At 69.7% G+C, this 25,852-nt stretch carries 18 protein-coding genes; 9 read left to right on the forward strand and 9 right to left on the reverse strand.

The genetic code is table 11. From position 1 onward, the window contains the following. Window positions 1-30: 30 nt before the first annotated feature. Complete coding sequence (locus tag PV766_RS01310) at window positions 31-7,794, reverse strand: amino acid adenylation domain-containing protein (RefSeq protein ID WP_421096263.1); 7,764 nt, start codon at window positions 7,792-7,794, stop codon at window positions 31-33. 178 nt (window positions 7,795-7,972) lie between these two features. Here PV766_RS01310 and PV766_RS01315 point away from each other — a divergent pair, with 178 nt between their 5' ends. From PV766_RS01315 to PV766_RS01325, 3 genes are read left to right on the forward strand one after another with little or no spacing between them, the layout of a single operon-like run. Further along, window positions 7,973-9,115, forward strand: a complete 1,143-nt coding sequence (locus tag PV766_RS01315; RefSeq protein ID WP_207213548.1) for an isochorismate synthase — start codon at window positions 7,973-7,975, stop codon at window positions 9,113-9,115. Next, the gene (locus PV766_RS01320; protein ID WP_115311535.1) at window positions 9,112-9,915 is read left to right on the forward strand and encodes a 2,3-dihydro-2,3-dihydroxybenzoate dehydrogenase; all 804 of its coding nucleotides are present in this window, start codon (window positions 9,112-9,114) and stop codon (window positions 9,913-9,915) included. The genes PV766_RS01315 and PV766_RS01320 overlap by 4 nt, the downstream gene beginning before the upstream one ends. Window positions 9,916-9,954: 39 nt before the next feature. Then, on the forward strand, window positions 9,955-11,604 hold the full coding sequence (locus PV766_RS01325; RefSeq protein WP_129977194.1) for a (2,3-dihydroxybenzoyl)adenylate synthase: 1,650 nt from the start codon (window positions 9,955-9,957) through the stop codon (window positions 11,602-11,604). Here the strand turns inward: PV766_RS01325 and PV766_RS01330 are convergent. Beyond that, entirely contained in the window at window positions 11,555-13,438 is a 1,884-nt protein-coding gene (locus PV766_RS01330) for an ABC transporter ATP-binding protein (protein ID WP_421096264.1), read from the reverse strand. The two genes, PV766_RS01325 and PV766_RS01330, sit on opposite strands and share 50 nt — an antisense overlap. Before the next feature lie 89 nt (window positions 13,439-13,527). Between PV766_RS01330 and PV766_RS01335 the strand changes: the two genes are divergently transcribed. Further along, complete coding sequence (locus PV766_RS01335) at window positions 13,528-13,956, forward strand: MarR family winged helix-turn-helix transcriptional regulator (protein WP_016934492.1); 429 nt, start codon at window positions 13,528-13,530, stop codon at window positions 13,954-13,956. Between the two features lie 106 nt (window positions 13,957-14,062). Beyond that, entirely contained in the window at window positions 14,063-14,773 is a 711-nt protein-coding gene (locus tag PV766_RS01340; protein WP_371053545.1) for a 2OG-Fe(II) oxygenase, read from the forward strand. Window positions 14,774-14,902: 129 nt separating this feature from the next. Here PV766_RS01340 and PV766_RS01345 read toward each other — a convergent pair whose 3' ends face one another. Then, window positions 14,903-15,733: an SDR family oxidoreductase gene (locus PV766_RS01345; RefSeq protein WP_064063100.1), complete on the reverse strand. Its 831-nt coding sequence runs from the start codon at window positions 15,731-15,733 to the stop codon at window positions 14,903-14,905. Window positions 15,734-15,838: 105 nt separating this feature from the next. Here PV766_RS01345 and PV766_RS01350 point away from each other — a divergent pair, with 105 nt between their 5' ends. From PV766_RS01350 to PV766_RS01360, 3 genes are all read left to right on the forward strand, one after another. Then, window positions 15,839-16,501: an alpha-ketoglutarate-dependent dioxygenase AlkB family protein gene (locus PV766_RS01350; RefSeq protein ID WP_064063099.1), complete on the forward strand. Its 663-nt coding sequence runs from the start codon at window positions 15,839-15,841 to the stop codon at window positions 16,499-16,501. Between the two features lie 147 nt (window positions 16,502-16,648). Then, on the forward strand, window positions 16,649-17,383 hold the full coding sequence (locus tag PV766_RS01355) for a cutinase family protein (RefSeq protein WP_016934488.1): 735 nt from the start codon (window positions 16,649-16,651) through the stop codon (window positions 17,381-17,383). Between the two features lie 38 nt (window positions 17,384-17,421). Then, window positions 17,422-17,901: a MarR family winged helix-turn-helix transcriptional regulator gene (locus tag PV766_RS01360; RefSeq protein WP_129977197.1), complete on the forward strand. Its 480-nt coding sequence runs from the start codon at window positions 17,422-17,424 to the stop codon at window positions 17,899-17,901. A gap of 113 nt (window positions 17,902-18,014) precedes the next feature. Here PV766_RS01360 and PV766_RS01365 read toward each other — a convergent pair whose 3' ends face one another. The 5 genes from PV766_RS01365 to PV766_RS01385 form a co-directional block, all read right to left on the reverse strand. Next, complete coding sequence (locus PV766_RS01365) at window positions 18,015-19,616, reverse strand: L-lactate permease (RefSeq protein ID WP_255162199.1); 1,602 nt, start codon at window positions 19,614-19,616, stop codon at window positions 18,015-18,017. A gap of 4 nt (window positions 19,617-19,620) precedes the next feature. Beyond that, window positions 19,621-20,049 (reverse strand): HIT family protein, encoded by a 429-nt coding sequence (locus PV766_RS01370; protein ID WP_255162198.1) that lies wholly within the window; start codon window positions 20,047-20,049, stop codon window positions 19,621-19,623. Continuing rightward, complete coding sequence (locus PV766_RS01375; protein WP_172506080.1) at window positions 20,046-20,678, reverse strand: TetR/AcrR family transcriptional regulator; 633 nt, start codon at window positions 20,676-20,678, stop codon at window positions 20,046-20,048. Before PV766_RS01375 ends, PV766_RS01370 begins: the two co-directional genes overlap by 4 nt. Window positions 20,679-20,760: 82 nt before the next feature. Further along, window positions 20,761-22,182 carry an adenylosuccinate lyase gene (gene purB, locus PV766_RS01380; RefSeq protein ID WP_371053515.1) on the reverse strand — a complete coding sequence of 474 codons (1,422 nt, stop codon included), beginning with the start codon at window positions 22,180-22,182 and terminating at the stop codon, window positions 20,761-20,763. Window positions 22,183-22,226: 44 nt separating this feature from the next. Next, a complete protein-coding gene (locus tag PV766_RS01385; protein WP_371053516.1) occupies window positions 22,227-22,841 on the reverse strand; it encodes a TetR/AcrR family transcriptional regulator in 615 nt (204 codons plus the stop codon). Between the two features lie 142 nt (window positions 22,842-22,983). On the opposite strand from PV766_RS01385, the gene PV766_RS01390 reads away from it, so the two are divergent. Continuing rightward, entirely contained in the window at window positions 22,984-24,636 is a 1,653-nt protein-coding gene (locus PV766_RS01390; RefSeq protein ID WP_129977200.1) for a GMC oxidoreductase, read from the forward strand. A 27-nt stretch (window positions 24,637-24,663) separates the two neighbouring features. Here PV766_RS01390 and PV766_RS01395 read toward each other — a convergent pair whose 3' ends face one another. Next, window positions 24,664-25,839, reverse strand: a complete 1,176-nt coding sequence (locus PV766_RS01395; protein ID WP_064063106.1) for a pyridoxal phosphate-dependent aminotransferase — start codon at window positions 25,837-25,839, stop codon at window positions 24,664-24,666. Between the last annotated feature and the right edge of the window lie 13 nt (window positions 25,840-25,852).

The following is a 25,852-nucleotide window of genomic DNA, read 5'->3' on the forward strand; positions in this document are numbered from 1 at the left end:
GAAAGAGACCGTCCCGCCAAGCGCTTCGTGTCAGCCGAATTCGAGCGCGAAATCGTCGATCTCCGCTTGGTCCAGGTCGTCGAGCGTGAGGTCGGACGGCGTGAACCCTCCTGCGTCCTCGTCCGCCGAATGCCCTGCGAGCGCACGCAACGCCGCGATCCACTCGTCGGCGAGCGCGGCGACCGTCGCCGCCGGAACGAGATCGGGGCTGTACCCGAACATTCCGCGCAACACCGGCTCGGTACCGGAATCGTCGGTGAGCACGCCGATCTCGACGGCGTGCGCGACGGGCATGTCGGCTTCGGTGGCCCCACCGAGCACCGAACTCTCCGGGGCGCCGGCCCACGCCTGCCCCTCGGTCTCCCCCAGCGTGAACCGGCCGAGATAGTTGAATCCGATGTCCACGGCACCGGCGCTCGCGAGTTCCGGACCGCCCACGGGATCGAGGTGCCGCAGCATCCCGAACCCGATTCCGCTGTCTGGAATCTCTCGCAGCTGTTCCTTCACCCGTTTCAACGCGTCCCCCGCACTCGTTCCCCCGGCGTACGCGTCGGCCACATCGAGCCCGCCGACGTCCAGGCGCACCGGATAGAGCGTGGTGAACCAGCCCACCGTGCGCGACAGATCCACCCCCGGGACGGCCTGTTCCTCACGGCCGTGCCCTTCGAGGTCGACCGCGATCGCCCCGTCGCCGCACACCCGCGCGGACGCCAGCGCCAATGCTGTGAGCAGGACGTCCTCGACGCCGGCACGGAACCGCTCGGGAACGGTGGTGAGCAGCGCGTCGGTGAGCTCGGACGGAACCTCGACCTGTACCTTCGCGGTCTCCGCCATGGTGTGCCGCACAGGATCCGGATCCCCGGACGCCAGACGCACGCGTCCCGTCGGTGCGAGGATCCGCCGCCACAACGACAGTTCGGATCTGCGCGTCGGCACCCCGTCGAGCAGTCCCCGTGCCCAGCGGCGCAGCGACGTGCCCGCGCGGACCGGCACGACACCGTCGACCGCGCCGGCGAGATCGGGCACCAGGATGCGCCACGACACGCCGTCGACGACGAGGTGATGCACTGCGACGAACACCCGCCCCGGCGCATCGGGACCGGCGTCGAAGAAGATCACGCGCACGAGCGCGCCCGCAGCAGGATCGAGTTCGGCGTACGCGGCCTCGGTCGCGGCGACGATCGCCTCCTGCAGATCGGGCGAACCCGAGACGTCCACGCGGGTCACGATGTCCGCGGCGTCGACGGAACCGACCGGGCGGACGTCGAGTACCCGCGCCTGCGGGTCGAAGACGGCCCGCAGGGCGTCGTGCGTGTCGAGCAGGGCCTGGACGCCGCCGGTCAACCGCTCGACGGTGAGCCCCGTAGGCGCGAGGAGCAGCCGCGACTGCGCGTAGCGGGCGTAGGGTCCACCACGATCGAGCATGTCGTGGACGATCGGTGTCGCCGGGATTTCGCCGAGTGCCGCCTCGACGTCGACCGTCCCCGGGCCGTCCTCGATCTCGGCGACCCGGGCGAGACCCGCGGGGCTCCGGTGCTCGAAGACGTGCCGCGCGGTGAACCGGATCCCGGAGGCGCGCGCCGCGGACACCAGCTGGATGGACACGATCGAATCGCCACCGAGAGCGAAGAAGTCGTCGTCGGGACCCACGGCGTCGAGTCCGAGTACACCCGCCGTCAGTTCGCACAGACGCTGTTCGAGTTCGTCCGCCGGCAGCCGGCTCTCGGCGGCCGGAGTGAAGACCGGCTCGGGAAGTGCTCTGCGGTCGATCTTTCCGTTGCGGGTGACCGGCAATTCGTCGAGCACGACCGTGACGGCGGGAACCATGTGGTCGGGCAGCCGGTCGGCGACGTACACCCGCAGGGTGTCGGGGTCGGTGGTCCCGGCCGCATAGGCGACGAGTCGCTTGCGACCCGGTTCGTCCTCGCGGACCACGACCGCCGCGGCACTCACTGCGGGGTGGCCGCCGAGCACGGTCTCGATCTCGCCGAGTTCGATGCGGAAGCCGCGGATCTTCACCTGGTCGTCGGTGCGGCCGAGGTAGTCGAGCACCGGGCCGTCGGTGCCGGAGATCCTCCAGCGCACCAGATCGCCGGTGCGGTAGAGGCGCTCGCCGCCGGTGCCGAAGGGGTCGGCCACGAACCGTCCGGCCGTCTGCGCGCTTCGGCCGAGATAGCCGCGGGTGACGTGCGGGCCGCCGACGTACAGTTCACCGGCGACGCCCGGGGGCACCTGCCGCAGATAGGCGTCGAGGACGTACACCCGGCCGCCGTGGATCGGCGTTCCGATGTTCGGGGTGCTGCCCGGGGTGAGTACGACGCCGGTCGCGTCGACGGTGCATTCCGTCGGACCGTACATGTTGCTCACGCGCACATCGGTTTCCGCGGCGAGCTGCGACCACAGCTCACCCGGGACGGCCTCGCCGCCGAGTACCATCGACTCGGGACGGTGCGGCGCGGCAGGGTCGAGGAGTCCCTCGGTGAGCAGGCGACCGGCGAGCACCGGACCGCAGTCGAGTGCGTCGATGCGGTGCCTCCGGACGTACCGGACGATCCCCTCGGCATCGGCCATGAGGTCCTCGGCGAGTACGTGCACGGTGTGGCCGCCCAGCATCGCGAGGAGGGGTTCGACGGACGAGTCGAACGCGAAGGTGTAGCTCAGCAGCACGGCGCGGCGGCGCATCGCGGGATCGCCGACGGTGCGGGTGCGCACCGTCTCCCACAGGTTCACGACACCGCGATGCGGCACCACCACACCCTTCGGGGTGCCGGTCGAACCGGAGGTGTACACGAGATAGGCGGTGGTGTCCGGGTGCACGACCGGCAGGTGCACGTCCGGGCCGGGGCCGGTGATCGATCCGGCCGCGTCGACGTCGAGCACGACGCCCACACCCGCGTCGCGGAGCATGAACTCGTTCCGGTCGGCCGGTTGCTCCGGGTCGAGCACCAGATAGGCCGCTCCCGACTTCCACACGCCGAGGATCGCCGCGACCAGCACGGATTCGCGCGGAAGACTCAGTCCCACGACGTCTTCGGGACCGATCCCGTTCGCGACGAGGTGACGGGCGATCCGGTCGGACCACGCATCCAGGTCGCGGAAGGTCAGACGGCTCGACGGCGTGACCAGCGCGGTCTCCTCGCCGTAGCGCTCCACGGTGCGAGCGAACAGTGCGGGCAGGCTCCGCGGTCCGGACCGATCCGGGAGCGCGGTCGCATCACCGGCGCGCAACACCTCACGCTCGGAGGCGGTGAGCAGAGCGAGCTGCGAGAGCCTCGCGTCCGGATCGGCGCACACCGCGGCGAAGGCCCGCTCGACCCGCGCGGCGAAGGCCTCGGCGGACGACTCGTCGAACAGGTCGCGGGCGTACTCGACGCGTACGCACAAACCACCGTCGGATTCCTCGATGACGCCGAAGGTGAGGTCGAACATCGCGGTGTCGTTCGCGACGAACGAGGGTGTAGGCGTCAGGCCGTCGAATCCCGTGATCGCCGGCGGGCTCTGGTACTGCACCATCACCTGGAACAGGGGGTGCCGGGCCGCGCTGCGCTCGGGGTTGAGGGTTTCCACGACGCGGTCGAACGGGACGTCCTGGTGCGAGTACGCCGCGACGTCGGTGTCCTTGATCCGGGCGAGCAGCTCCCGCACGGTGGGGTCGCCCGAGAGGTCGGTGCGCAGCACCACCATGTTGACGAAGAAGCCGACGAGGTCGTCGAGTTCCGGGGCGGGCCGTCCCGCGGTGGGCGATCCGAGCGGGATGTCCTCGCCCGCACCGCTGTGCGAGAGCGCGAGCGCGACCGCCGCGTGCACCATCATGAACATCGTGGTGCCGGTCGCGCGTGCGGCCTCCCGGATCCCCGCCGCACGATCGGCCGGGATCCTGTGTTCGACACCGCCGCCCGCATAGGACGCCACGGCCGGACGCGGGCGGTCGGCGGGAAGGCCGAGTTCGGCAGGGAGACCGTCGAGCTCCTCGCGCCAGAACGCGAGTTGCCGTGCGGAGAGCGAGTTCTCGTCGTTCTGGTCGCCGAGCAGTTCGCGTTGCCAGATCGCGTAGTCGGCGTACTGCACGGGCAACGGTGCAGGCTCGCGGGAGTCGCCGCGGACGTGCGCGGAGTAGAAGGTGCCGAGATCGCGCAGCAGCAGGGGTGTGGACAATTCGTCGCTCGCGATGTGGTGGGCGAGCACGAGCATCACGTGCTCGTCGGGCGCCATCGTGAACAACCGGATCCGCAACGGGATCTCGCGTTCGAGATCGAACGCGTGCCGGGCCTCGGAATGCAGGCGCCCGGTGAGCGCGTCGCGGTCGACGGTCTCGACCGCGAAGGGAACGGCAACCCCGGCAACTTCTTCCACTCCGCGCACCTGCTGCATCCCCGTGCCGTCACGCTCGACGAGAACGGTGCGCAGACTCTCGTGGCGCGCGAGCACGTCGGAGACCGCCTGCCGCAACGCATCCGGGTCGACCGGTCCGTGCAGGTCCACCGTGATGGGGACGTTGTAGGTCGGACTGGGCCCTTCCATGCGGTACATGAACCACAGCCGCTGCTGCGCATACGACAGTGGTGCAAGGGACAGGGCCGCCGGATCGCTCTCACCGCGCGGGACGAGCGCCGGTCCGGCCGGAGCGGCGGTCGGGTGGTCTCCACAGTGCGCGGCGAGCGCGACGACCTGCGGATGATCGAAGACCGTCCGGATCGGCAACTCCACACCGAGCTCGTCACGGATGCGGGCGAGCAGTGTCGCGGCGCTGAGCGAGTGGCCGCCGAGCGCGAAGAAGTCGTCGTCCGCGCCCACCGTGTCGAGACCCAGGATGTCGGCGTAGATCCGGCACAGCGCCCGCTCGGTCTCGGTCTCCGCGGTGCGGGACGAGACCATCGAGGAGAAGTCCGGTTCGGGCAGCGCCGTGCGGTCGAGCTTGCCGTTGGAGGTCAACGGCAGTTCGTCGAGGACGACGAGCGCGGCGGGAACCATGTACCCGGGCAGGAACTCGGCGACGAGGCGGCGCGCCTCGACCGGTTCGGGCACGTCCTGCCCCACGAGATAGCCGACGAGCTGCGTAGCACCGGAGGGATCGGTGCGCACCACCGTCGCCGCACGGGACACACCGGGGATGCGCAGCAGGGCGGCGTCGACCTCACCGAGTTCGATGCGGAATCCGCGGACCTTGACCTGGTTGTCGACTCGGCCGCGGTAGACGATGCGGCCGTCCTCGGTCCACTGCACGAGGTCGCCGGTGCGGTACAGGCGGGCGTACGGACCCGAGGAGTCCTCCGAGTACGGATTCGCGACGAATCTGCTCGCGGTGAGTGCAGGCGCGTCGAGATATCCCCGGACCACACCCGGCCCGGCCACGTACAGCTCGCCCTCGGTTCCGGCCGGCACGGGTGCGAGTCCCGCGTCGAGGACGTGGACGCGCAGGTTGGCGACGGGCCGGCCGACCACCGGTGTCTCGGCGTCGGCGACCTCCGCGACGAGGACGTCGACGCTGCACTCGGTGGGGCCGTAGAAGTTGAAGGCCGCGCCCCGGCGTTCGCGCAGGCGGTTCCACAACCGCTCGGAGACGGCGTCGCCGCCGAAACCGAGGGTGGGCACGGTGCCGTCCGGGAACAGGCCGTCGTCGACGAACTGCTCGAGTTGACTCGGTGAGAACTCGACGAAATCCCATCCCTCGTCGAGGGCGCGGCGTGCGAGCGCCGCCGGGTCGCGCCGGGTCGCCTCGTCGACGATGTCGACGGTGTGCCCGGCGAGCATCCACAGCAGCGGCTGCCACGACGCGTCGAACGCGAGCGACCAGGCCAGGCCGAGGCGGACGGATTCGCGGCCGGCCTCGCGGGCGGCACGGGTGAACACCTGGGCGCGGTGGCTGTGGAAGAGGTTGACCAGCCCGCGGTGGGGTACGACGACACCCTTCGGTCTGCCCGTGGAGCCGGACGTATGGATGACGTAGGCGATCGTCTCGGGTGTCGGCGGACGGCGCTCCGAGTCGTCGAGCGGAGCGTCGGACACGGCGTCGAGGTCGAGATCCTCGAGCACGACGCGGTGGGGTGCGCCCGCGACCTCACCGACCCGGTCGTCGGTCACGCGGGCGGTGAGGACGCAGACGGGATCGGTGGAGCCGAGGATGTGGGCGAGGCGGTCGAGGGGCTGGTCGACGTCGAGCGGCACGTAGGCGGCGCCGGTCTCGAGGACGGCGTGGATGGCGACCAGCGCGTCGACGGTACGGGGCAGCGCGAGCGCGACCCGCGCGTGCGGCCGGTCGAGATCGACCCGGGAGGCCAGATACCGGGCCAGGCGGTGCACCCGCGCGCCGAACTGCGCGTAGGTGAGCGTCACACGGGCGTCGGCCACGGCCGGTGCGTCGGGGGCCGCCTCGATCCTCTCCCGCAGCAGATCGACGAGCGTCAGCTCCGGGTCGAACGGGATGTCCGGGCTGTGGCTCCAGTCGTCGAGGATCGTCCGTCGCTCGGCGGCGGTCAGGACGGACACCTGCGCGAGCGGGGTGTGCAGATCCCGCTCGGCAACCGAACCGAACAGCATCTCCAAGCGCTCGGTGTGGAGCGTCAGATCCGCCTCGCTGTAGACGTCGGCGTCCACGTCGACGAACACCTCGAGTCCGGCACTGCCGTCGAGTGGCCGCACGGTGACCATGAAATCCTGCAGGGGCCCTCGGGCCACCGAGTGCACGGCCGCGCGCATGTCGCCGAACCGGAGGGAGTCGCCGAACGGCTTGACGTTGACCGACGGCCCGATGACACCGCGGGATCCGGTGGGCAGCCGCAGGTCGCGCTGGATGTCCTCGGTCCGGTAGCGATAGTGGTTGCGGCACAGTGCAACTCCATCGCGTACCTGGGCGACGAGATCGACGAGCGTGACCGAGGCGGTGGGATTCAGGCGCAGCGGAACGACATTGACGGCGGTGATCGGCACCCGCAGTGCAGCGGTGCCCAGGCGGTTCATGACGGGGAAACCGAGCGTGAGGTCCTCGCGACCGGTCGCGCCACGCAGATAGACGGCGACGAGGGCGGTCACCGCATCGCCCCAACTCGCGCCGACCTCCTTGCCGAGGGCCACCAGACCGCGCTGCTGTTCGGCGTCGAGGGTGAAACGCGCGCCGCGGGAGCGTCGCGCGATGCCACCCGGGCCGGGTCGCAGGGCGACCGCTTCGTCCACGCCGTCGAGGTACTCGCTCCAGAAGGCACGGTCGGCATCGAAGTCGGCCGAGTCGCGATAGACCGATTCTTCCCGGATCACCGCTTCGACCGGATCGAACCGTGCGGCAGCAACTTCCGCACCGGCGACCGCGGCGGTGTACCGCTCGGCGATACGCCGGTTGAACAGCGAGAAGCCGAAGGCGTCGAGGACGATGTGGTGGGCGCGGAGGTAGAGCAGGACGTGATCGTCGGCGAGTCGCAGGACCGCTGCCCGGACGCACGGATCCACCGACAGGTCGACGGCCCGTTCGAGGTCGCGTGCCATCCACTCGTGGGCCGCCTCCCAGGGGTTCGCCGCGGAGGTGAGGTCGACGGCCGGGGCGAGATCGAGCGGGCGCGCACCGGGGATCCGGACGACCGTACCGTCGGCGAGGGTCTCGAACCCCACGACCAGCGCCTCGGCCTCGGACGCCGCCCCGGAAACGGCCGCGACCAGCTTTTCCTCGTCGATCGCACCTCGCAGTTCGATGCACTCCGAAGTGTTGAACAGCGGGTTGTCGGGGTTCAGTTGCTGGGCGAACCATACACCCGACTGTGCGCGCGACAGGGCGAGCCGTGAGGCGTCCGGGCCGGCAAGGGGCACTGGAGATCCTCTTTCCTTCGGTCGAAACGAATGACTGAGAACGGAATCCGCTGATGGGCGCGCTGCGGCGCCGGAGGGGACAGTACCAAAGGTTAGGCTTACCGTATATGTTGCTCTGTGATCGTGTGCCTCGTGGCGCGGTCCTGCCAGCAGACCTCCTCAACCGGAAGGTACGAGAATGCAAGTGCCGGTCCTCGGCGCAACCGCTACCGACCGGGCCGAGCGGCCCGTCGCGCATCCGTTCGTCCTGTCCCGTCCACACGGCACCGTCGTCGCCGAAGGCGTGAGTGAGCGCTTCGACCACCCGTCCGCCGCCGCCGAGGCCCTCCGCGCCGGCCGGATCACCGCACTCGTCGGTGCGTTGCCGTTCGAGGTCGGTCGTCCCGCCGCGCTGACCGCCCCGCACCTACTCCACCATTCCCCCGCCCCCTACGCCGCACCCGCCGGCAACCTGCCCCCCATCGCGATCACGGGTGCGTTGCCCTCCGAAGGCGAGCACATCGACCGGGTCGAGACCGCACTGCGATTGCTCCGCTCGGACGAGAGCGAACTGCTCAAGGTCGTCCTGGCGCGCGCACTCGTCCTGCGCGCCGGCCGGCCCGTCGGCCCACACGAACTGCTCGCCGCCCTCGTACGAAACGACCCGCTGCACAACGGCTTCCTCGTCGATCTCACCGCGGCCGGCGACCCGTGGACGGGCCGTCATCTGGTGGGGTCGAGCCCGGAGGTGCTCGTGTGCCGTCGCGGCGATCGGGTCACCGCCCACCCCCTCGCCGGTTCCGCACCGCGCCACCGCGATCCCGAGATCGATCGCGCGACCGCCGAGACACTCGCCGGTTCCGCGAAGAACCTCGCCGAACACGCGCACGTGATCGATGCGATCCGCACCGCGCTCGAACCGTTGTGCGCCGACCTCGACATCCCCGATCGGCCGTCGGTGACCAGCACGCGGCAACTGTGGCATCTCGGCACGCCCGTCGAGGGCCGGCTGCGCGACCCGGATGTCACGGCACTCGATCTCGCACTCGCCGTGCATCCCACCCCCGCGATCTGCGGCACGCCGACCGCCGCCGCCCGTGACCTGATCCTCGCCACCGAGGGCGATCGGGGTTTCTACGCCGGGGCCGTCGGATGGTGCGACGGTCGCGGCGACGGCGAATGGATGGTGACCATCCGCTGCGCCGTCCTCGAACCCGACGGGGTCGGGCTCACCGCCTACGCCGGGGGCGGTATCGTCGCCGACTCCGACCCCGCCGACGAACTGGCCGAGACGACCGTCAAGTTCGGCACCGTTCTCGATGCACTGGGAGTACTCCGGTGACCGAGACCCCCGCACCCCAGTCCCCCGCACCCCGGGACCCCGTCACACTCGTCGTCGGAGCCGCACAGGGCATCGGCCGCGCGACCGCGGAGACCCTCGCGCGCGCCGGGCACCGTCTCGTGCTCGTGGATCGCAACGCGGAAGGACTGGGTAGGACCGCTGCGCTGCTGGGCGATTCCGTCCCCACCTACGCCGTCGACATCCGCGACCACGACGCCGTCGCCTACGCCGTCGACAGCATCGAATCCGAGCACGGACCGATCGAGCATCTCGCGCACGTCGCCGGTGTCTTCACCACCGGATCGGTGCTCGACTCCGACCCCGAGGACTGGCAGCACATGTTCGACGTCAACGTCACCGGACTGCTGTCGGTCCTGCGTTCGGTCGGACGGGCCATGCGGGAGCGGCAGTCGGGTTCGATCGTCGTCGTCGGGTCGAACTCCGCGGGCGTGCCCCGCATGGGCATGGGCGCCTACGGATCGTCCAAGGCCGCCGCCACCATGATCGTGCGGATACTCGGACTCGAGCTGGGGCCGTACGGGATCCGCGCCAACATCGTCGCGCCCGGCTCCACCGACACGGCCATGCAACGCTCGCTGTGGGCGGACCCGAACGACGACACCGGTGCCCGCGGAGCCATCGAAGGCGATCTGTCGCAGTTCAAGGTCGGCATCCCCCTCGGCCGTATCGCCGAACCCACCGACATCGCCGAGGCCATCGAATTCCTGCTGTCCGACCGCGCGCGTCACATCACCATGCAGGCGCTCTACGTCGACGGCGGCGCAACACTGCGCGCCTGACAGACCCGACCCGTCCCACCTCCCGAAAGGAACCGCTCCGTGACAACCGGTTTCGAGCGCACACCGCTCGTCGACACCGCCCGCTACCCCGAGGAGTTCGCCGAGCGGTATCGCGCAGCCGGTTACTGGACGAGCGAGACCTTCGGCGAGTTCCTCCCGGCCCGCGCCGCCCGGTTCACCGGCCACACCGCCGTCGTCGGACACGACACCACGGGATCCTGGCGGCGCATCACCTACCGCGAACTCGACGACATCTCGGCCCGCATCGCCTCCGGTCTCGCCGACCTCGGGGTCCGCACGGGCGACCGCGTCGTCCTGCAGTTGCCGAACATCGTCGAGTACACCGAGGTCCTGTTCGCGGTGTTCCGCCTCGGCGCGCTCCCGGTCTTCGCCCTGCCCGCGCACCGTGCCTCGGAGATCGGCTACTTCTGCCGGTTCAGCGACGCCGCCGCGTACGTGATCGCCGACGAACACGGCGGGTTCGACTACCGCGTGCTCGCCCGGCAGATCACCTCCGAGACGGAGAATCCGCCGGCAGTCGTGGTCGCCGGTGAGGCCGAGGAGTTCACCGCACTCGGGTCGCTGCGCGACCGCGAACCGGCCCCGATCGCGGAGAGCGACTCCGAAAGCGTCGCCTTCCTGCAGTTGTCGGGCGGAACCACCGGCACATCGAAGCTCATCCCCCGCACCCACGCCGACTATCTGTACTCCGTGCGCGAGTCCGCAGCGATCTGCGGCGTGGACGAGAACACCCGCATGCTGGTCGCGCTGCCGGCGGCACACAACTTCCCGATGAGTTCGCCGGGCATCCTCGGTGTGCTGCACGCCGGCGGCACCGTCGTCCTCGCTCCGGATCCGAGCCCGGACACCGCGTTCGCCCTGATCGAGAGCGAGCGAGTGACGATGGCGTCGCTCGTCCCACCCCTCGCGCAGGCGTGGTTGTCGGCGCGGGCCCGCACCGGACGCGACCTGTCGTCGCTCGAGGTGCTGCAGGTCGGAGGCGCGAAGTTCCCGGCCGAAGCCGCCAAACGTGTTCGGCCCGAACTCGGATGCACGCTGCAGCAGGTCTTCGGTATGGCCGAGGGCCTCGTCGACTACACCAGGCTCGACGACGACGAGGACACCATCGTCACCACGCAGGGCCGGCCGATCAGCCCCGACGACGAAATCCGGATCGTCGACGACGCGGGCGATCCCGTGCCCGTGGGCACCGCCGGACACCTGCTCACCCGCGGCCCGTACACGATCCGGGGCTACTACGATGCGCCCGAACACAATTCGACGGCGTTCACCCCGGACGGCTTCTACCGAACCGGCGACATCGTCCGGCTCACCGGGCACGGCTACCTCGTCGTCGAGGGACGCGCGAAGGACCAGATCAATCGGGGCGGCGAGAAGATCGCGGCCGAGGAGGTCGAGAACCATCTGATCGCGCACCCGGCAGTGCTCGACGCGGCGGTGGTGTCGATGCCCGACGAGTATCTCGGCGAACGCACCTGCGCCTTCGTCGTCGCCGAGGGCGAAGCACCGAAAACCCTCGCGCTCAAGGAATTCCTGAGGAAGCGGGGGATGGCCGAGTACAAGATTCCCGACAAGGTGCAGTTCGTCGACGCCTTCCCGGTCACGGGAGTGGGCAAGATCAGCCGGAACGAACTGCGGCGCGCTCTCGCGGCCACGCTGAAGAACTGATCCCGCTCGGCCCCGAAGCGTCGGCGTCACCCCGCTCGGCACGAGCGGCGAGGGTTGCGTAGCGGCCACCGCGGGCGACGAGTTCGTCGTGCGTTCCGCGTTCGACGATGCGGCCCCGGTCGAGGACCACGATCTCGTCGGCGTTCCGCACGGTCGAGAGTCGGTGCGCGATGGTGATGGTCGTGCGTCCGCTGCGCGCGGCGTCGAGCGCCTGCTGCACGGCGTGCTCGGTGTCGTTGTCGAGGGCGCTGGTCGCCTCGTCGAGCACGAGGACACGCGGGTCGCGCAGAAGGGTGCGTGCGATCGCCAGGCGCTGCTTCTCCCCACCCGAGAAGCGGTGTCCCCGGGCACCGACGACGGTGTCGTAGCCGTCGGGCAGCGAGACGATCAGATCGTGGATGTGGGCGGCGCGGGCTGCGGTCTCGATCTCGTCGTCGGTCGCGTCGGGCTTCGCGTAGCGCAGGTTCTCCCGGACGGTCGCGTGGAGGAGGTAGGTCTCCTGCGAGACCACGCCGACCAGTGCGGCGAGATCGGCGAGCCGCATGTCGCGCAGGTCGACACCGTCGATGCTCACACGTCCCTCGGTCGGGTCGTACAGTCGTGCGACGAGCGAGCCGAGAGTGGTCTTGCCCGAGCCGGTCTCGCCGACGAGCGCGACCTGAGCCCCGGCCGGGACGTCGAGGTCGATCCGGTCGAGCGCGTCGCGGTGGGCGCCTTCGTAGCGGAAGCTCACGTTCTCGAACCGCACGTGGCCCGCGACGGCCGCCGGGTCGTGCGGGTCGTCGATGTCGACGGGAAGGTCGAGGTATTCGAAGATGCGGCTGAACAGCGCGAGCGAACTGGTGACGGAGACGCCGACGTCGAGCAGGCCCATCAGCGGCCGGAACAACGCGCCCTGCAGGCCGGTGAACGCCACCAGGGTGCCGATCGTCATGCCACCCGAGGTGGCCGGCAGGCCCGCCACCAGGTAGAGAACGGCGGGGATCGCCGCGAAGACGATGTTCATCGTGGCCATGCGCCAGCGACCGGACAACTGCGCGTGCACCTCGAGATCGGCCAGTTCCTCCGAGGTGCGGGCGAACTTTTCGGACAGTGCCGGGCCGGTGCCCAGGGTCTTGACGAGCAGGACGCCGCTGACCGACAGTCCTTCGTCGATCTGGGACTGCATGTCGGCGAGGCGGCGCTGCTGACGGGCGGTGACGGCGCGGCGCATGAGCGCGACCCGGCGGGTGAGCCAGATGGCCGGCGGGAGCACGATCAGCGAGAGCAACGCCAGTCGCCAGCTGAGGACGGCCATCGCGATCGCGGTGCCGACGACGGTGGTGACGTTGGAGGCCAGCGAGGTCGCGGTGTTGGTGACCACGGACTGCATGCCGCCGATGTCGTTGGTCAGCCGCGACTGGATCTCGCCGCCACGGGTGCGGGTGAAGAAGTTCAGCGACTGTCGCTGCAGGTGGGAGAAGACCCGGGTGCGCAGACCGTGCATGACGTTCTGGCCGACGGTCGTGGAGATCCAGGTCTGGACGACGGACAGGAGCGAACTCGCGACGGTGACGGCCAGCATGCCTCCGACCGCCCACAGCAGCAGGCTCACGTTCTGGTGCGGGATGGCGTCGTCGATGACGGCGCGGACGAGGAAGGGCGTCGCGAGGGAGATCACCGACGACGCGACGATGAGCGCGACGACGAGGGTGATCTTCCACCGGTGGGGCGCGAACAGGGCGCCGATGCGGCGCAGGCTCACCGGGGATTCGCGGAGCTGGTCGAGGTCCTTCTTGTCGAGCTTGCCCCGGCGGCCGGGTCTGCCGCCGAGCGTGGGTGGGGGCTGCATCATGTGCGCCACCTCGATTCGTGGTTCGTGACTCGTACTTGTTGAGGTTGCCTCATTGAGTGGGAACCGTCAAGTGAGGTACTGTGGCCACTATGTCGGATTCACCCGTCGCGCTGCGCGATCTTCTCCTCACCACCACGCGTACGCTGCGCCGACGCTGGCACGACCTCCTCCGGCCGTGGGGATTGTCACCCCACGAGTACCGGGCGCTCGACGTCATCGGACGCGCCGACGACCCCATCCGCCTCGGCGTCGTGGCCAAGGAACTGCGCATCGTCCCCCGCTCGGCCACCGAGGTGGTCGATCGCCTCGAGTCGCGCGGCCTCACCGAGCGGCTCCCCGATCCCGCCGACCGGCGCGCGGTCTGCGTGCGGCTGACGGACGAGGGCCGCAAGGTCCGGGCCGAGCTGGCCTCCGCCCGCGATGCCGACGCCGTCGCGATGCTCGACCGGCTCGACGCCGAGGAGCGCGCGCGACTGTCCGAGCTACTGCACAAACTCGTCGACGACCGGCCGCACTGAATTCTCTCCGATCCGGGCACTCACATTTCCGTCGGCGACGACGTCTTCTCTACGAGTATGTCCGTGCCCGTGCGCCCGCGCCGATCGAGGAGAGCCCGTGGAGACCATGGACAGCCTGCAGTCTCGTGTCGACGCGTTCGCGTGGCCGGAACTGGCGCAAGAGCTCGACGAGAACGGCTGCGTCCTCACCGGGCCGCTGCTGAGCGACGACGAATGCGCCGAACTCGCCGCCCTGTGGGACGACGACGCCCGCTTCCGCACCACGGTCGACATGAGCCGCTACCGATACGGGCACGGCACCTACAAGTACTTCGGCCCACCCGTCCCCGACACCATCGCATGCCTGCGTTCGGCGTTCTACCGTCGGCTGCTCGGCGTCGCGCGCTCGTGGGCCGAACGCCTCGGCGATCCCGCACCCTGGCCCGACGACTTCGACGACTGGCTCGGCATGTGCCACGCGGCCGGCCAGACCGACCCCACCCCACTGATGCTGCGCTACACCGCCGGCGACTGGAACGCTCTGCATCGCGATCTCTACGGCGACCTCGTGTTCCCACTGCAGGTCGTGATCGGGCTCGACCGAGCGGGCATCGACTACACCGGCGGCGAATTCCTGCTGGTCGAACAACGGCCCCGCGCGCAGTCGCGAGGCACCGTCACCGTGCTCGAGCAAGGCCACGCCCTGATCTTCACCACCCGCGACCGGCCGATCCGCTCTGCGCGCGGATGGTCGCGGGCGCCGGTCCGGCACGGCGTGAGCACTGTCCGCTCGGGCCTGCGTCGCACACTCGGCCTGGTGTTGCACGACGCGGCCTGAGCATCCTCGGTGCTGCCCGACGCGGCCTACCCCGTCAACGTTCGAAGAACCGCGGCGGATCGTCCACGGGCATCGTGGCGATCTGCTCCTCGGTCACGCCCCGGCACCGTCCGCGGCGGGGCACCGATTTCACGAATCGGTGGGAGCCGACTCTTCGAGCGCTTGCCGGTAACGGCGCATGCCGCGCAGCCACCGATCGTAGTCGGTGCCCTTGTTCCGGTACATCTCGAGGACCTCCGGGTGCGGGAGGATCAGGAAGTGCTCCTCCTCCATCGCGGCGAACACCGTCTCCGCGACGTCCGCGGGTTCGAGAACCGCACCGGCGGTCGTGACGGCCCGGGTGGCGAGTTCGCCGAGTGCGTGCCCGGATGCGTCCCCCGAATACAACAGGGGCGTGTTCACCCCCATCGGGCACAGACAGCTCACCCGTACGCCTTTGTCGCCGTAGGTCACCGACAGCCATTCGGCGAATCCGACGGCCGCGTGCTTGGTGACCGAGTAGGTGGCCGAGCCGATCTGCGTGAGCAGGCCGGCCGCCGAGGCCGTGCTGACGAAATAGCCTTCGCCGCGTTCGACCCATCGGGGGACCAGGAGCCGCGCCGCCCGGATGTGCGCGCGCAGGTTGACGTCGAAGGACTGCTCCCACACCGAGTCCTCGATCTCCAGACCGGGCACACCGGTGACACCCGCGTTCGCGAAGTACAGGTCCACGGGACCGAACTCCGATTCGGCCCGCTCGACGAGCCCGCGGATGTGTTCCTCGTCGGAGACGTCCGCCGCCACCGCGACCGCGCTGCCCGGCGTCACCTCCTCGAGCTTCGCGACGACGCGCTGCGCGGCATGTTCGTCGAGGTCGGCGACCACCACTCTCGCGCCCCGCCCGACGAGTCCGGCAGCAATGGCGCCGCCGATTCCGCCGCCCCCTCCGGTCACGACGGCCACTTTTCCTTCGACCTTCACCGGCTGCTACCTCCCCGTCGAGTCGCAGTGCCGCTCCGTGCGGCACAGTTGGTACGGAACCTGTCTACACGTACCGCCCACACGCACGGAGGTCGAACACCCGGGATGGACGAATTGTTCTCCGTCTCCCGGCCGCGGCGCGAGATTGCGCCGGGCGCCGTCCACGTGCCCGACTGGCTCGACCCGGACGAACAGCGCGAACTCGTCGAGTCGTGTCGTGAGTGGGCGCGCCCGCCGGCGCCGATGCGGCACACGCTGCTACCGGGCGGCGGACGGATGTCGGTGAGCACGGTGTGCCTCGGATGGCACTGGTCGCCGTACCGCTACACCCGCACCGCGGTCGACGTCGACGACGCTGCCGTACCGCCGCTTCCCGACCGACTCGTCGAACTCGGACGGCGTGCCGTTGCCGATGCCTACGACGATCCGGCGGCCGGGAACGAGTACGAACCCGATACCGCCCTGATCAATTTCTACGACCGCGACGCCCGGATGGGCATGCATCAGGACAAGGACGAACGGGTCAGCGCGCCGATCGTGTCGCTCAGTTTCGGGGACGCGTGCCTGTTCCGGTTCGGAACCAGCGAGTCGCGCGGCCGGCCGTACACCGATGTGCGTCTCGAATCGGGCGACCTGTTCGTGTTCGGAGGGCCATCGCGGTTCGCCTATCACGGGGTGCCCGTCGTGTACCCCGACACCGGAAGCGCCCGCTGCGGACTCGCCACCGGACGCCTCAACATCACCCTGCGGAGCACGGGACTCGAGTGACGGTGCATCCATAATTCCGAACGGTCGGTCTGTGACTTTGTAACCGACTACACTCGACATAGCGAGTTTCCGGCGAGAAAAGCGTCGAATCGGACAATTCTCTCGTTCGGCAACCATCGGTGTCGGGGTCGATCACAGGAGACTGTCATGTCCCGCTTCGGTTGTTCACGTCGCCTCCCGGCGATCGTCGCCGGACTCGCACTCGGAGTGGCAGGCCCTGCCGTCGCTGCCGCCACTGCCGGTGCGGAGACCTTCCGCCCGTGCCCCGAACGGTTCGTCCTCGCGGTCGACGGAACCCGCAACATCGATTCTCCCGATTCGATCGATCCCGATTCACCCCTCGCGAAGATCTCGGCGCGCTATGCGGCACCCGGCACCGTGATCGAGCACATCCGCTATCCCGCCGTCGTGGTGCCGGTGCCCGAATCCGGTTCGAGCGAGGGCTCCGGACGTCTCGCCTACGACGAATCCAAGAGGATCGGCCATCAGCGACTGCGCGAGACGATCACCGTCCGGCACGGCTCGTGCCCCGACAGTGAACTCGTCGTCCTCGGCTACTCGCAGGGCGCCTCGATCGCCGGCGACGTCCTCGCCGAGATCGCGTCCGACGACTCGGTGCCGCCGGATCGCATCAGCGGTGTGCTGTATTCGGATCCGCGTGACACCCGAGGTGTGGAGACCCTGTTTCCCGGTGAGGTCGCACCGGGTATCACGCTCGGCGGCGGCCGCGACGATTTCGGCACGATCGCCGTCGAACGGGTCTGCATCGAGGGCGACGCGGTCTGCGACGGCGTGACCCCGGAGGAGAGCGAGGGATGGTTGCTCGAGAACGTCACCGGCTACCTGAAGCTGCACACCACCTACCCCGACTATCAACCGTGAGGAGCGGGGTGGGCGAACCGGTTGGGTATCGTCGATTCATGAGCGTCGAGTCCCCGGCCACCCATCTTCCTGCTTCCGGCGATGATCCTCTCGCGCTGGAGCGGCAGGTGTGTTTCGCGCTCGCCGTGGCGAACCGCGCCGTGCTCGCGGTCTACCGGCCGATCCTCGACAGGCTCGGCCTGACCCACCCGCAGTATCTGGTGATGCTCGCCCTGTGGGAGGACTCGCCGGCGACGAGCAAGCAGGTCGGGCAGTTGCTCCAGCTCGACTCCCCCACCCTCTCGCCGCTGCTCAAGCGGCTCGAGTCGCTGGGTCTGATCACCCGTCGGCGCAGCGTGACCGACGAACGGCAACTCGTCCTCGAGCTCACCGAGGCCGGACGAGCCCTGCGCGCCGAGGCCGAGTCGGTACCGGGACAGGTCGTCGACGCCCTCGGTGTCGGAGTCGACGAACTCCAGGACCTGCACGCCACGCTCGTCCGCGTCAACGCGGCGGCGCTGAAGGCCGGATCGCTCTGACGGAACCCGGACGGCCGTGATCGCGAAGCCGTGGCAGCTGTAGTCGGCGCGCGCGGCGGATCCCCCGGCTTCCCCACCCGCTTCGGGTTCTCGAGAAGCGGTCCCGGCAAGGGTCAGGGCACCATCCAGCCCAGCACCGAGGTGGACTGCAGCCACACGAGGACGGCGAGCACCACGACCCCGGCGATGCTCAGCGGCCAGATCCGGCGCAGGAGGAGCCCGTCCTTGCCGGACAGTCCCTTCACCGACGACACGAGGGCGAGGTTCTGCAACGCGATCGGGGTACCGGTGGTGCCGCCGGCCATGTTCCCCGCGACCAGCACGGTCGGGTCGAGACCCGATTGCTGGGCCGCGGCGACCTGCAGGCTGCCGAACATCGCGTTCGAGGCGGTGTTCGATCCGGTGACCACCACACCGAGCCAGCCGAGGACCGGCGACAACAGCGCGAAGGCCGCTCCGGCGCCGGCGAGGAATCCACCGATCGTGGCGGTCTGCCCGGACAGGTTCATCACGTACGCCAGGGCGAGAACCGCCGTGACCGTCGCGAACGACCACCGCAACTGCACGACCGCGGCGACGAAACAGCGCGCCGCATCCGGCACCGCGACCTTCAGCACCGGCATCGACAGCAGCGCGGCGACGAAGACGAGACTGCCCGGAGCGGTGAGCAGATCGATGGTGAAGGTCTCCGCGGTGGGAACGTCCCCGTCGGCGGTGGTCACGTCCACACCGGGCCACGGGAACGACAGGCTCGCGTTCGACAGCAGCGACGCGACCGGCCCGAACCGGCTGACGAGGAAGACGATCACGATCAACGCGTAGGGCGCGAAGGCCTCGACGACGCGGCGGCGCGAATCGTGGATCCGTTCGGGCGCGGCCCGGCGGGCCCGACGCTGGGTGGGGTGCACCTTCACCGCGACCAGCAGCACGAGCAGACCCGCCGCGGCAGCCGCGATGTTGCTCAGCCCCACCGTGAGGTAGCTCGCGCATACGAACTGGGCGGCGGCGAAGGCGAGTCCGACGGCGAGCGCGACCGGCCACGTCTCCCGGACGCCGCGCCATCCGCCGATCACCGCCACCAGCACGAGCGGGACGAAGACCGCGAGCAGGCAGACCTGCCGCGCGACGACCGGGCCGATCTCGTCGATGGGGATCTCCGAGACGCGCGACATCGTCAGGATCGGGGTGCCCATGACGCCGAGCGGTGTGACGACCGAGTTGGCGAGCAGGGCCGCAGCGGCCGCACGCACCGGCGGCAGTCCGGCACCGATGAGCACGACGGTCGCGACGACGATGGGCGTGCCGAAGCCGGCGACCGCCTCGAGCAGCGCACCGAACAGGAAGGCGATGACGATCGTGAGGATGCGCGGATCCGGGGAGATCCGCCCGAATGCGCGGGTGAGGACGTCGAAGTGCCCGGATTCGACGGTGAGCCGGTACACCCAGACGGCGTTGACCACCGTCCACATGATCGGGAAGAGCCCGAAGACGGCGCCTTCGATCCCGGCGCTGAGCGCCGACCCGATCGGCATGCCGTAGACGGCGGTGCCCACCACGAGCGCAACCACCACTGCGATTCCCGCCGCGGAATGCGACCGCAACCGGAAGACGGCGAGCAGGACGAGCATGGTGAGCAGCGGGAGCACGGCGACCAGCGCGGACCATGCGAGGGAACCGCCGACCGGTGCGATCGGCTGGATGTATGCGTCTGTCACCGGATCACGACCGGTGCGACTCCACCGCGGTGCGGATCGTGGCGGCGGTGCCGTCGAGCACGGTCCGGTTCGGTGTCTGCCAGTGGGCGCGGATCCCGAAGCCGTCACCGGCCGTGCGCGGCACGAGGTGCAGGTGCACGTGGAAGACCTCTTGGCCGGCGGCCACACCGTCGGCGAGGAACATGTTCACGCCCTCGATGGGCAGTTCGGACGCGCGCATCGCCGTGGCGATCCGTTGTCCGGCGGCGAACACCTTCGCTCCGTCCTCCGGATCGAGCTGCGCCAGTCCGGACGCGTGCCGTTTCGGAATCACGAGCAGGTGTCCCGGGGTGCACGGACGGATGTCCATGAACGCGAGCACGTCGGGTTCGTCGAGTACGACACTGGCCGGCGACTGCCCGGCCACGATGGCGCAGAAGATGCAGTCCGTCACCGGGGCGTGGACTCCTCCGCGTGCGCCGGACCCCGGGCCGCTTCGAGGAGACGCAGCAGTTCGCCCTCCACCGCGGGCCGGTCGCGCACCGGATCGTCGCTGTGCGCGAGGCACAGCATCGCTTCCTCGACGGCCGCGATGAGCAGGTGGGCGAGTACCGACGTCCGCGTGGACGACATCTCGTAGACGTCGGGGTCGACGGTGACGAGCGTGCGCTCGATCGACTTCAGGGACGAATGCCGATGCGTCTCCCGCACTTCGGTCCAGCCGAGGACGGCGGGAGCTTCGATCAGCAACAACCGGCGCGTCGCCTGGTCGTAGACCGCGTCGAGCGACGCGAGCACGGCCGAGGTGAAGCCTTCCCAGGCATCCTCGATCGGCTCGGCGGGAGCCAGGGAGCCTTCTGTTTCCTTCTGGATACGCTCGATGACACCGCGGAACAGATCCCGCTTGTCGGCGAAGTGGTGGTACAGCGCACCGCGCGTCACCCCCGCCACCGAGACGATCTCCTCCGTGGCCGCCGCTGCGTACCCGTCGCGCAGGAACACTTCGAGCGCTGCGTCGAGCAGTGCGGTACGTGTCCGCGCTGCATCACGCACCCGACCCGTATTTCCCTGTTTCACCGACATTTCGTTCTCCCCTGCTGATACCGCCACCCCCATCGGACACTCCCCCCGGTAGTCGGTCTCTTGTTCTTCCCGAACCCGCTTCCTACAGAATCGGTGCCGGCGTGTACTTCGCCGCTTCCGGATACTGCGCGACGAGATCCTGCACCGCCGCGACGACCGCGTCGACCTGTGCCACCGCGGCTCCGGCGAAGACCTCCCGGTCGGCCAGTGCCGCATCGAGCGCGGCGCGATCGAGCGGGAGCCGGTCGTCGGCCGCGAGACGGTCGAGCAGATCGGGTTCGCGGCCCTGCTCGCGCATCGCGAGCGCAACGGACACGGCGTGTTCCTTGATGGCCTCGTGAGCGGTCTCGCGACCCACCCCGGCCCGTACGGCGGCCATGAGCACCTTGGTGGTCGCCAGGAACGGCAGGTACCGCACGAGTTCCTTCTCGATCACCGCCGGGTAGGCGCCGAACTCGGCGAGGACCGTCAGGAAGGTCTCCATCTGGCCGTCGATCGCGAAGAAGGCGTCGGGAAGGGCGACCCGCCGGACGACGGAGCAGAAGACGTCGCCCTCGTTCCACTGCGCACCGGCGAGTTCGGCGGCCATGGAGGCGTATCCGCGCAGGACGACCTGCAGACCGTCGACGCGCTCGCACGAACGGGTGTTCATCTTGTGCGGCATCGCGGACGAACCCACCTGGCCGGGCTGGAATCCTTCGGTGACGAGTTCGTGACCGGCCATGAGCCGGATGGTGTGGGCGAACGACGCGGGGCCGGCACCGACCTGCACGAGCGCGGAGAGCACGTCGTGGTCGAGCGAGCGCGGGTAGACCTGGCCCACGCTGGTGACGACGTTCGCGAAGCCGAGATGCTGCGCGACCTTCTGCTCGAGCTGCGCGAGCTTCGCGGCATCGCCGCCGAGCAGGTCGAGCATGTCCTGGGCGGTGCCCATGGGGCCCTTGATCCCCCGCAGGGGGTACCGGGCGATCAGCTCCCGGACACGCTGCAGAGCGATGAGCAGCTCGTCGGCCGCGGAGGCGAAACGCTTGCCGAGGGTGGTGGCCTGCGCCGCGACGTTGTGCGAGCGACCGGCCATGACCAGCGAGGCGTACTCGGTCGCGCGCTCGGCGAGCCGCGCGGCCACGGCGACACCGTGGGAGTGGACGTGTTCGAGCGACCTCAGGATCTGCAGTTGTTCGACGTTCTCCGTGAGGTCGCGGCTGGTCATGCCCTTGTGGACGTGCTCGTGCCCGGCGAGCGCGTTGAACTCCTCGATGCGAGCCTTGACGTCGTGGCGGGTGACGCGCTCCCGCGCCGCGATGGAGTCGAGATCGACCTGCTCGACGACGCGTTCGTAATCGGCGATCGCCTCGGCCGGAACGTCGATCCCGAGTTCGGCCTGCGCCCGCAGCACCGCGAGCCACAGGTGCCTCTCGAGCACGATCTTGTGCTCGGGCGACCACAGATCCCTGAGTTCGGGACTGGCGTAGCGAGTGGCGAGGACGTTGGGGATGTGGCTCACAGAAGTGAGTTTACGGTCCGGTCCTGCCCAGGTATTCCCCGACCTCACTCCTCGGCCGGGGGCGCGACGGTCTCCACGACGTCGAGCAGGATGCCGCGCGCGAGCGAGCGCGGGTCGGGATCGAGCTCACCCAGCCCGCCGAGGACCGCACCGTCCACCACCGCCACGAGCCGGCGCACCTCCCTCGGCCGCACCGATCGGCAGCAGCGTTCGAGCAGGTCGGTGAGCAGGTCGTCGATCTGTTCGCGCATCCGTACCTGCACGTCGTGCAGTTCCGGATAGCGGGCCGTGGCGACGCACCGTTCGTATCGCGAGATCAGGCGTTCGCGGTCGATTCCGCCGTCGTCCTCCCGGGGCCCTATCAGCAGGTCGACGATGAGATCGGCCGTGCCTTCGAGGCTGCGCGGAAGCTGCTGGATATCGCGGACCCGCGCCCGCATCGCATCCAGTTCCCGTTCGCTGTTGTAGTCCACCGCGCACGCGACGAGATCGTCGAGCGATGCGAAATAGTAGGTCGTCGACGCGAGTGGAAGACCCGCGCGGGTGGCGACGGCGCGGTGGCGTACGGCGTCGATACCGCCCTCGAGAATGAGGTCGGCTGCTGCTTCGACCAGCGCCTGACGGCGCCGTTCGCCCTTCGGGGTTGCAGCAATCGACACACTCTCATGGTGACAGCTCGGGGGTCTCACCAGGGGAAAACGGAATTCGAGACCAACCGGTACCATTACGCCCGCCCGCGCGTGTCGAGTCTCGGCGGGTGCTTCCCGTGCACAGGTCATCGAACGATCGGAGCCGTACCGGATGAGACGTCGACGCTTTCTGCAGGCATCCGTTCTCGGGGCTGCGCTGGCCGGTACCGGTGCCGTCGGCTCCGGCCTGTCCGCCATCTCCGGCCTCGGGCTCCCCCGGGCGAACGCATTGCCCGTCGGGCTCGAGGAGTACCGCCGTCTCGTGCCCGAACTGTTCGTGCCGCCGCCCACCCCGCCGGAGCACTCCGAGGTCGTCGTGGTGGGTTCCGGTTTCGGCGCGAGTGTCGCCGCCCTGCGCCTGGCCGAGGCCGGGAACCGGGTCACGATGCTCGAGCGCGGTATGCGCTGGCCCCGCGACCCGCACCGGGAGATCTTCACGACCGACCTGCTCGCCGACGGTCGCGGCTACCACCACCGCACCCGGTTCACCGGTCCGACCGGCATCCCGGTGGTGTGCGACGACTTCGCCGGCGTCCTCGACGTGGTCGACTACCCGAACATGTCGGTGTGGCGCGGTGCCGCGGTGGGCGGCGGATCGATCGTCTTCACCGGCGTGATGATCGCCCCCGAACGGCACTTCTTCGAGCACGTCTTCGGCGACCGCCTCTCCTACGACGAGATGACGTCCACCTGGTACCCGAAGGTGCGCTCGATGCTGCGCCTCGATCCGATGCCCGACGACATCTACAACGCCGGGGAGTTCACGCATTCGCGGCGCTGGGACGACGACGCACGCGCCGCCGGCTACAGTCCGCACCGCATCGACGGGATCTGGGACTGGGACGTCGTGCGTGCCGAACTCGCCGGTTCGGTGCGCCGGTCGGCCGTCGCGGGCGAGAGCAATCTCGGCAATTCGAACGGCGCGAAGTTCGATCTCACCCGGAACTACATCCCGGCAGCCGAGGCGACCGGTCGCACGCTGGTGTGCCACGGCCACCGGGTGCTCGCCGTCGGCCAGGACGGCAACGGCCGTTACCGGCTCGACGTGCAGGCCGTCGACCCGACGGGTGCGGTGCTGCGCACCACCACGATCACGTGCGATCGCCTCGTCCTCGGGGCCGGATCGGTCGGCACCACCGAACTGCTCGTCAAGGCCCGGCACACCGGTTCGTTGCCGAACCTCGACGAGCGCGTCGGGCGGGGCTGGGGCACCAACGGCGATGCCGTGCTCGTGCGGTCGTTCGCTCTCACCGACGGTTTCGGCGGCGACCAGGGAGCGCCGTCGGCGTCGCGGATCGTCGACGAGTCGGGCCTGCCCCTGAGCCTCGAGAACTGGTTCGTCGCGGGCACCGCGAAAGACGTCGGGATGCTCGCCTCGCTCGGCATGACCCTCGATCCGACTCGCGCCGACTTCACCTACGACGCGGGCGCCGACCGTGCCGTCCTGAACTGGCCGGCGGGCGGTGAGCGCGAGAGCGTCGACGCACTGCGGGCCGTGCACAACGCGATGGCACAGGCCGGCGGCACGATTCCGGGCGCATCACCGATGGCCGAGGACGTCAATGCGACGTTCACCGCGCACCCGCTCGGTGGTGCGGTGCTCGGCGACGCGACCGACGGTTACGGCCGCGTCCACGGCCATCCCGGTCTCTACGTCGTCGACGGCGCACTGATCCCGGGCAGCACCGGCACCGCCAACCCCTCGCTGACCATCGCCGCGCTGGCCGAACGGAACATCGCGCGGATCATCGCCGACGGGCGGTGACCCGCCCTCGGCGGCCGGGGCCGGTGATCACGAGACGGGCAGCCACCCCGCCAGCCGGTCGAGCGCCGCGGTGACGTCGGCGGTCGATCCCGCGAACGACAGTCGCACGGTGCCGTCGCCGCGCACGGTGTCGAAGTCGACACCCGGGGCGAGCGCGAGACCGGTGTCGTGGAGCAGTCGCGCGCACCACGCCGTCGAGTTCTCGCCGTCGAGCAGATGCCCGATGTCGGCGTAGACGTAGAAGGCGCCGTCGGCCGGTGCGAGTTTCGTGATGCCGAGATCCGGCAGTCCTTCGAGCAGCAGTTCCCGGTTCACGGCGTAACGGGAGACGTGCCCGTCGAGTTCGGTGCGGGCCTCGGTCCCGAACGCCTCGATCGCCGCGAACTGGGAGATCGACGGCGGGCACACCGTCATGTTCGACGCGAGTCGCTGCAGCGCCGGCCGCATCCTCTCCGGCGCGAGCATCCAGCCGAGTCGCCAGCCGGTCATCGAGAAGTACTTCGACACCGAGCCGATCACCACGGATTCGCGGGAGGTCGCCCAGGCGGTGGAGGTCGCGGGTGAGCCGGGAGTACCGAATTCGATGCCGTGGTAGATCTCGTCGGAGACGAGGAGGCTGCCGTGCTCGTCGCACCAGCGTGCGAGCGCCGCGAGCTCGTCCGGTTCGATCATCGTGCCGGTGGGGTTCGCGGGACTGGCGACGACGACACCCGCGGGCGGAGTGTCGAGTTCCTCGAGCATCGCGACGGTCGGCTGGTAGCGGGTCTGCGGGCCGCAGTCGAGTTCGACGACGCGGCAGCCGAGCGCGGCGAGGGTGTTGCGGTAGGCCGGGTAACCGGGCCGGGCGACGACGACGGTGTCGCCGACGTCGAAAGCCGCGAGGAACACCAGGGTGAAGGCACCGGAGGAGCCGGTGGTGACGACGACGTCGTCCGGATCGACGTCGATGCCGTACTTGTGGCGGTGGTACGCCGCGATCTCCTCGCGCAACGGCAGGATGCCGAAGGTTTCCGTGTAGCCCAGCAGTTCCGCGTCGATCGCGAGGTTCGCGGCGCGGAGCACGGGGGCGGGTGCGGGGGTCGACGGTTGTCCGGCGGCGAGACTCAGGACGTCGCCGTGGGAGCGCTGCCGCTCGGCGGCCGCCTTCCACACATCCATGACGTGGAACGTCTCGATAGCAGAGCGTTGGGATTCGGGGCGCACGTCGACGACGGTA

Origin of the sequence: Rhodococcus sp. As11, assembly GCF_048957735.1 — a bacterium.
In the GTDB taxonomy this organism is placed as follows: Bacteria; Actinomycetota; Actinomycetes; order Mycobacteriales; family Mycobacteriaceae; genus Rhodococcus; species Rhodococcus gordoniae.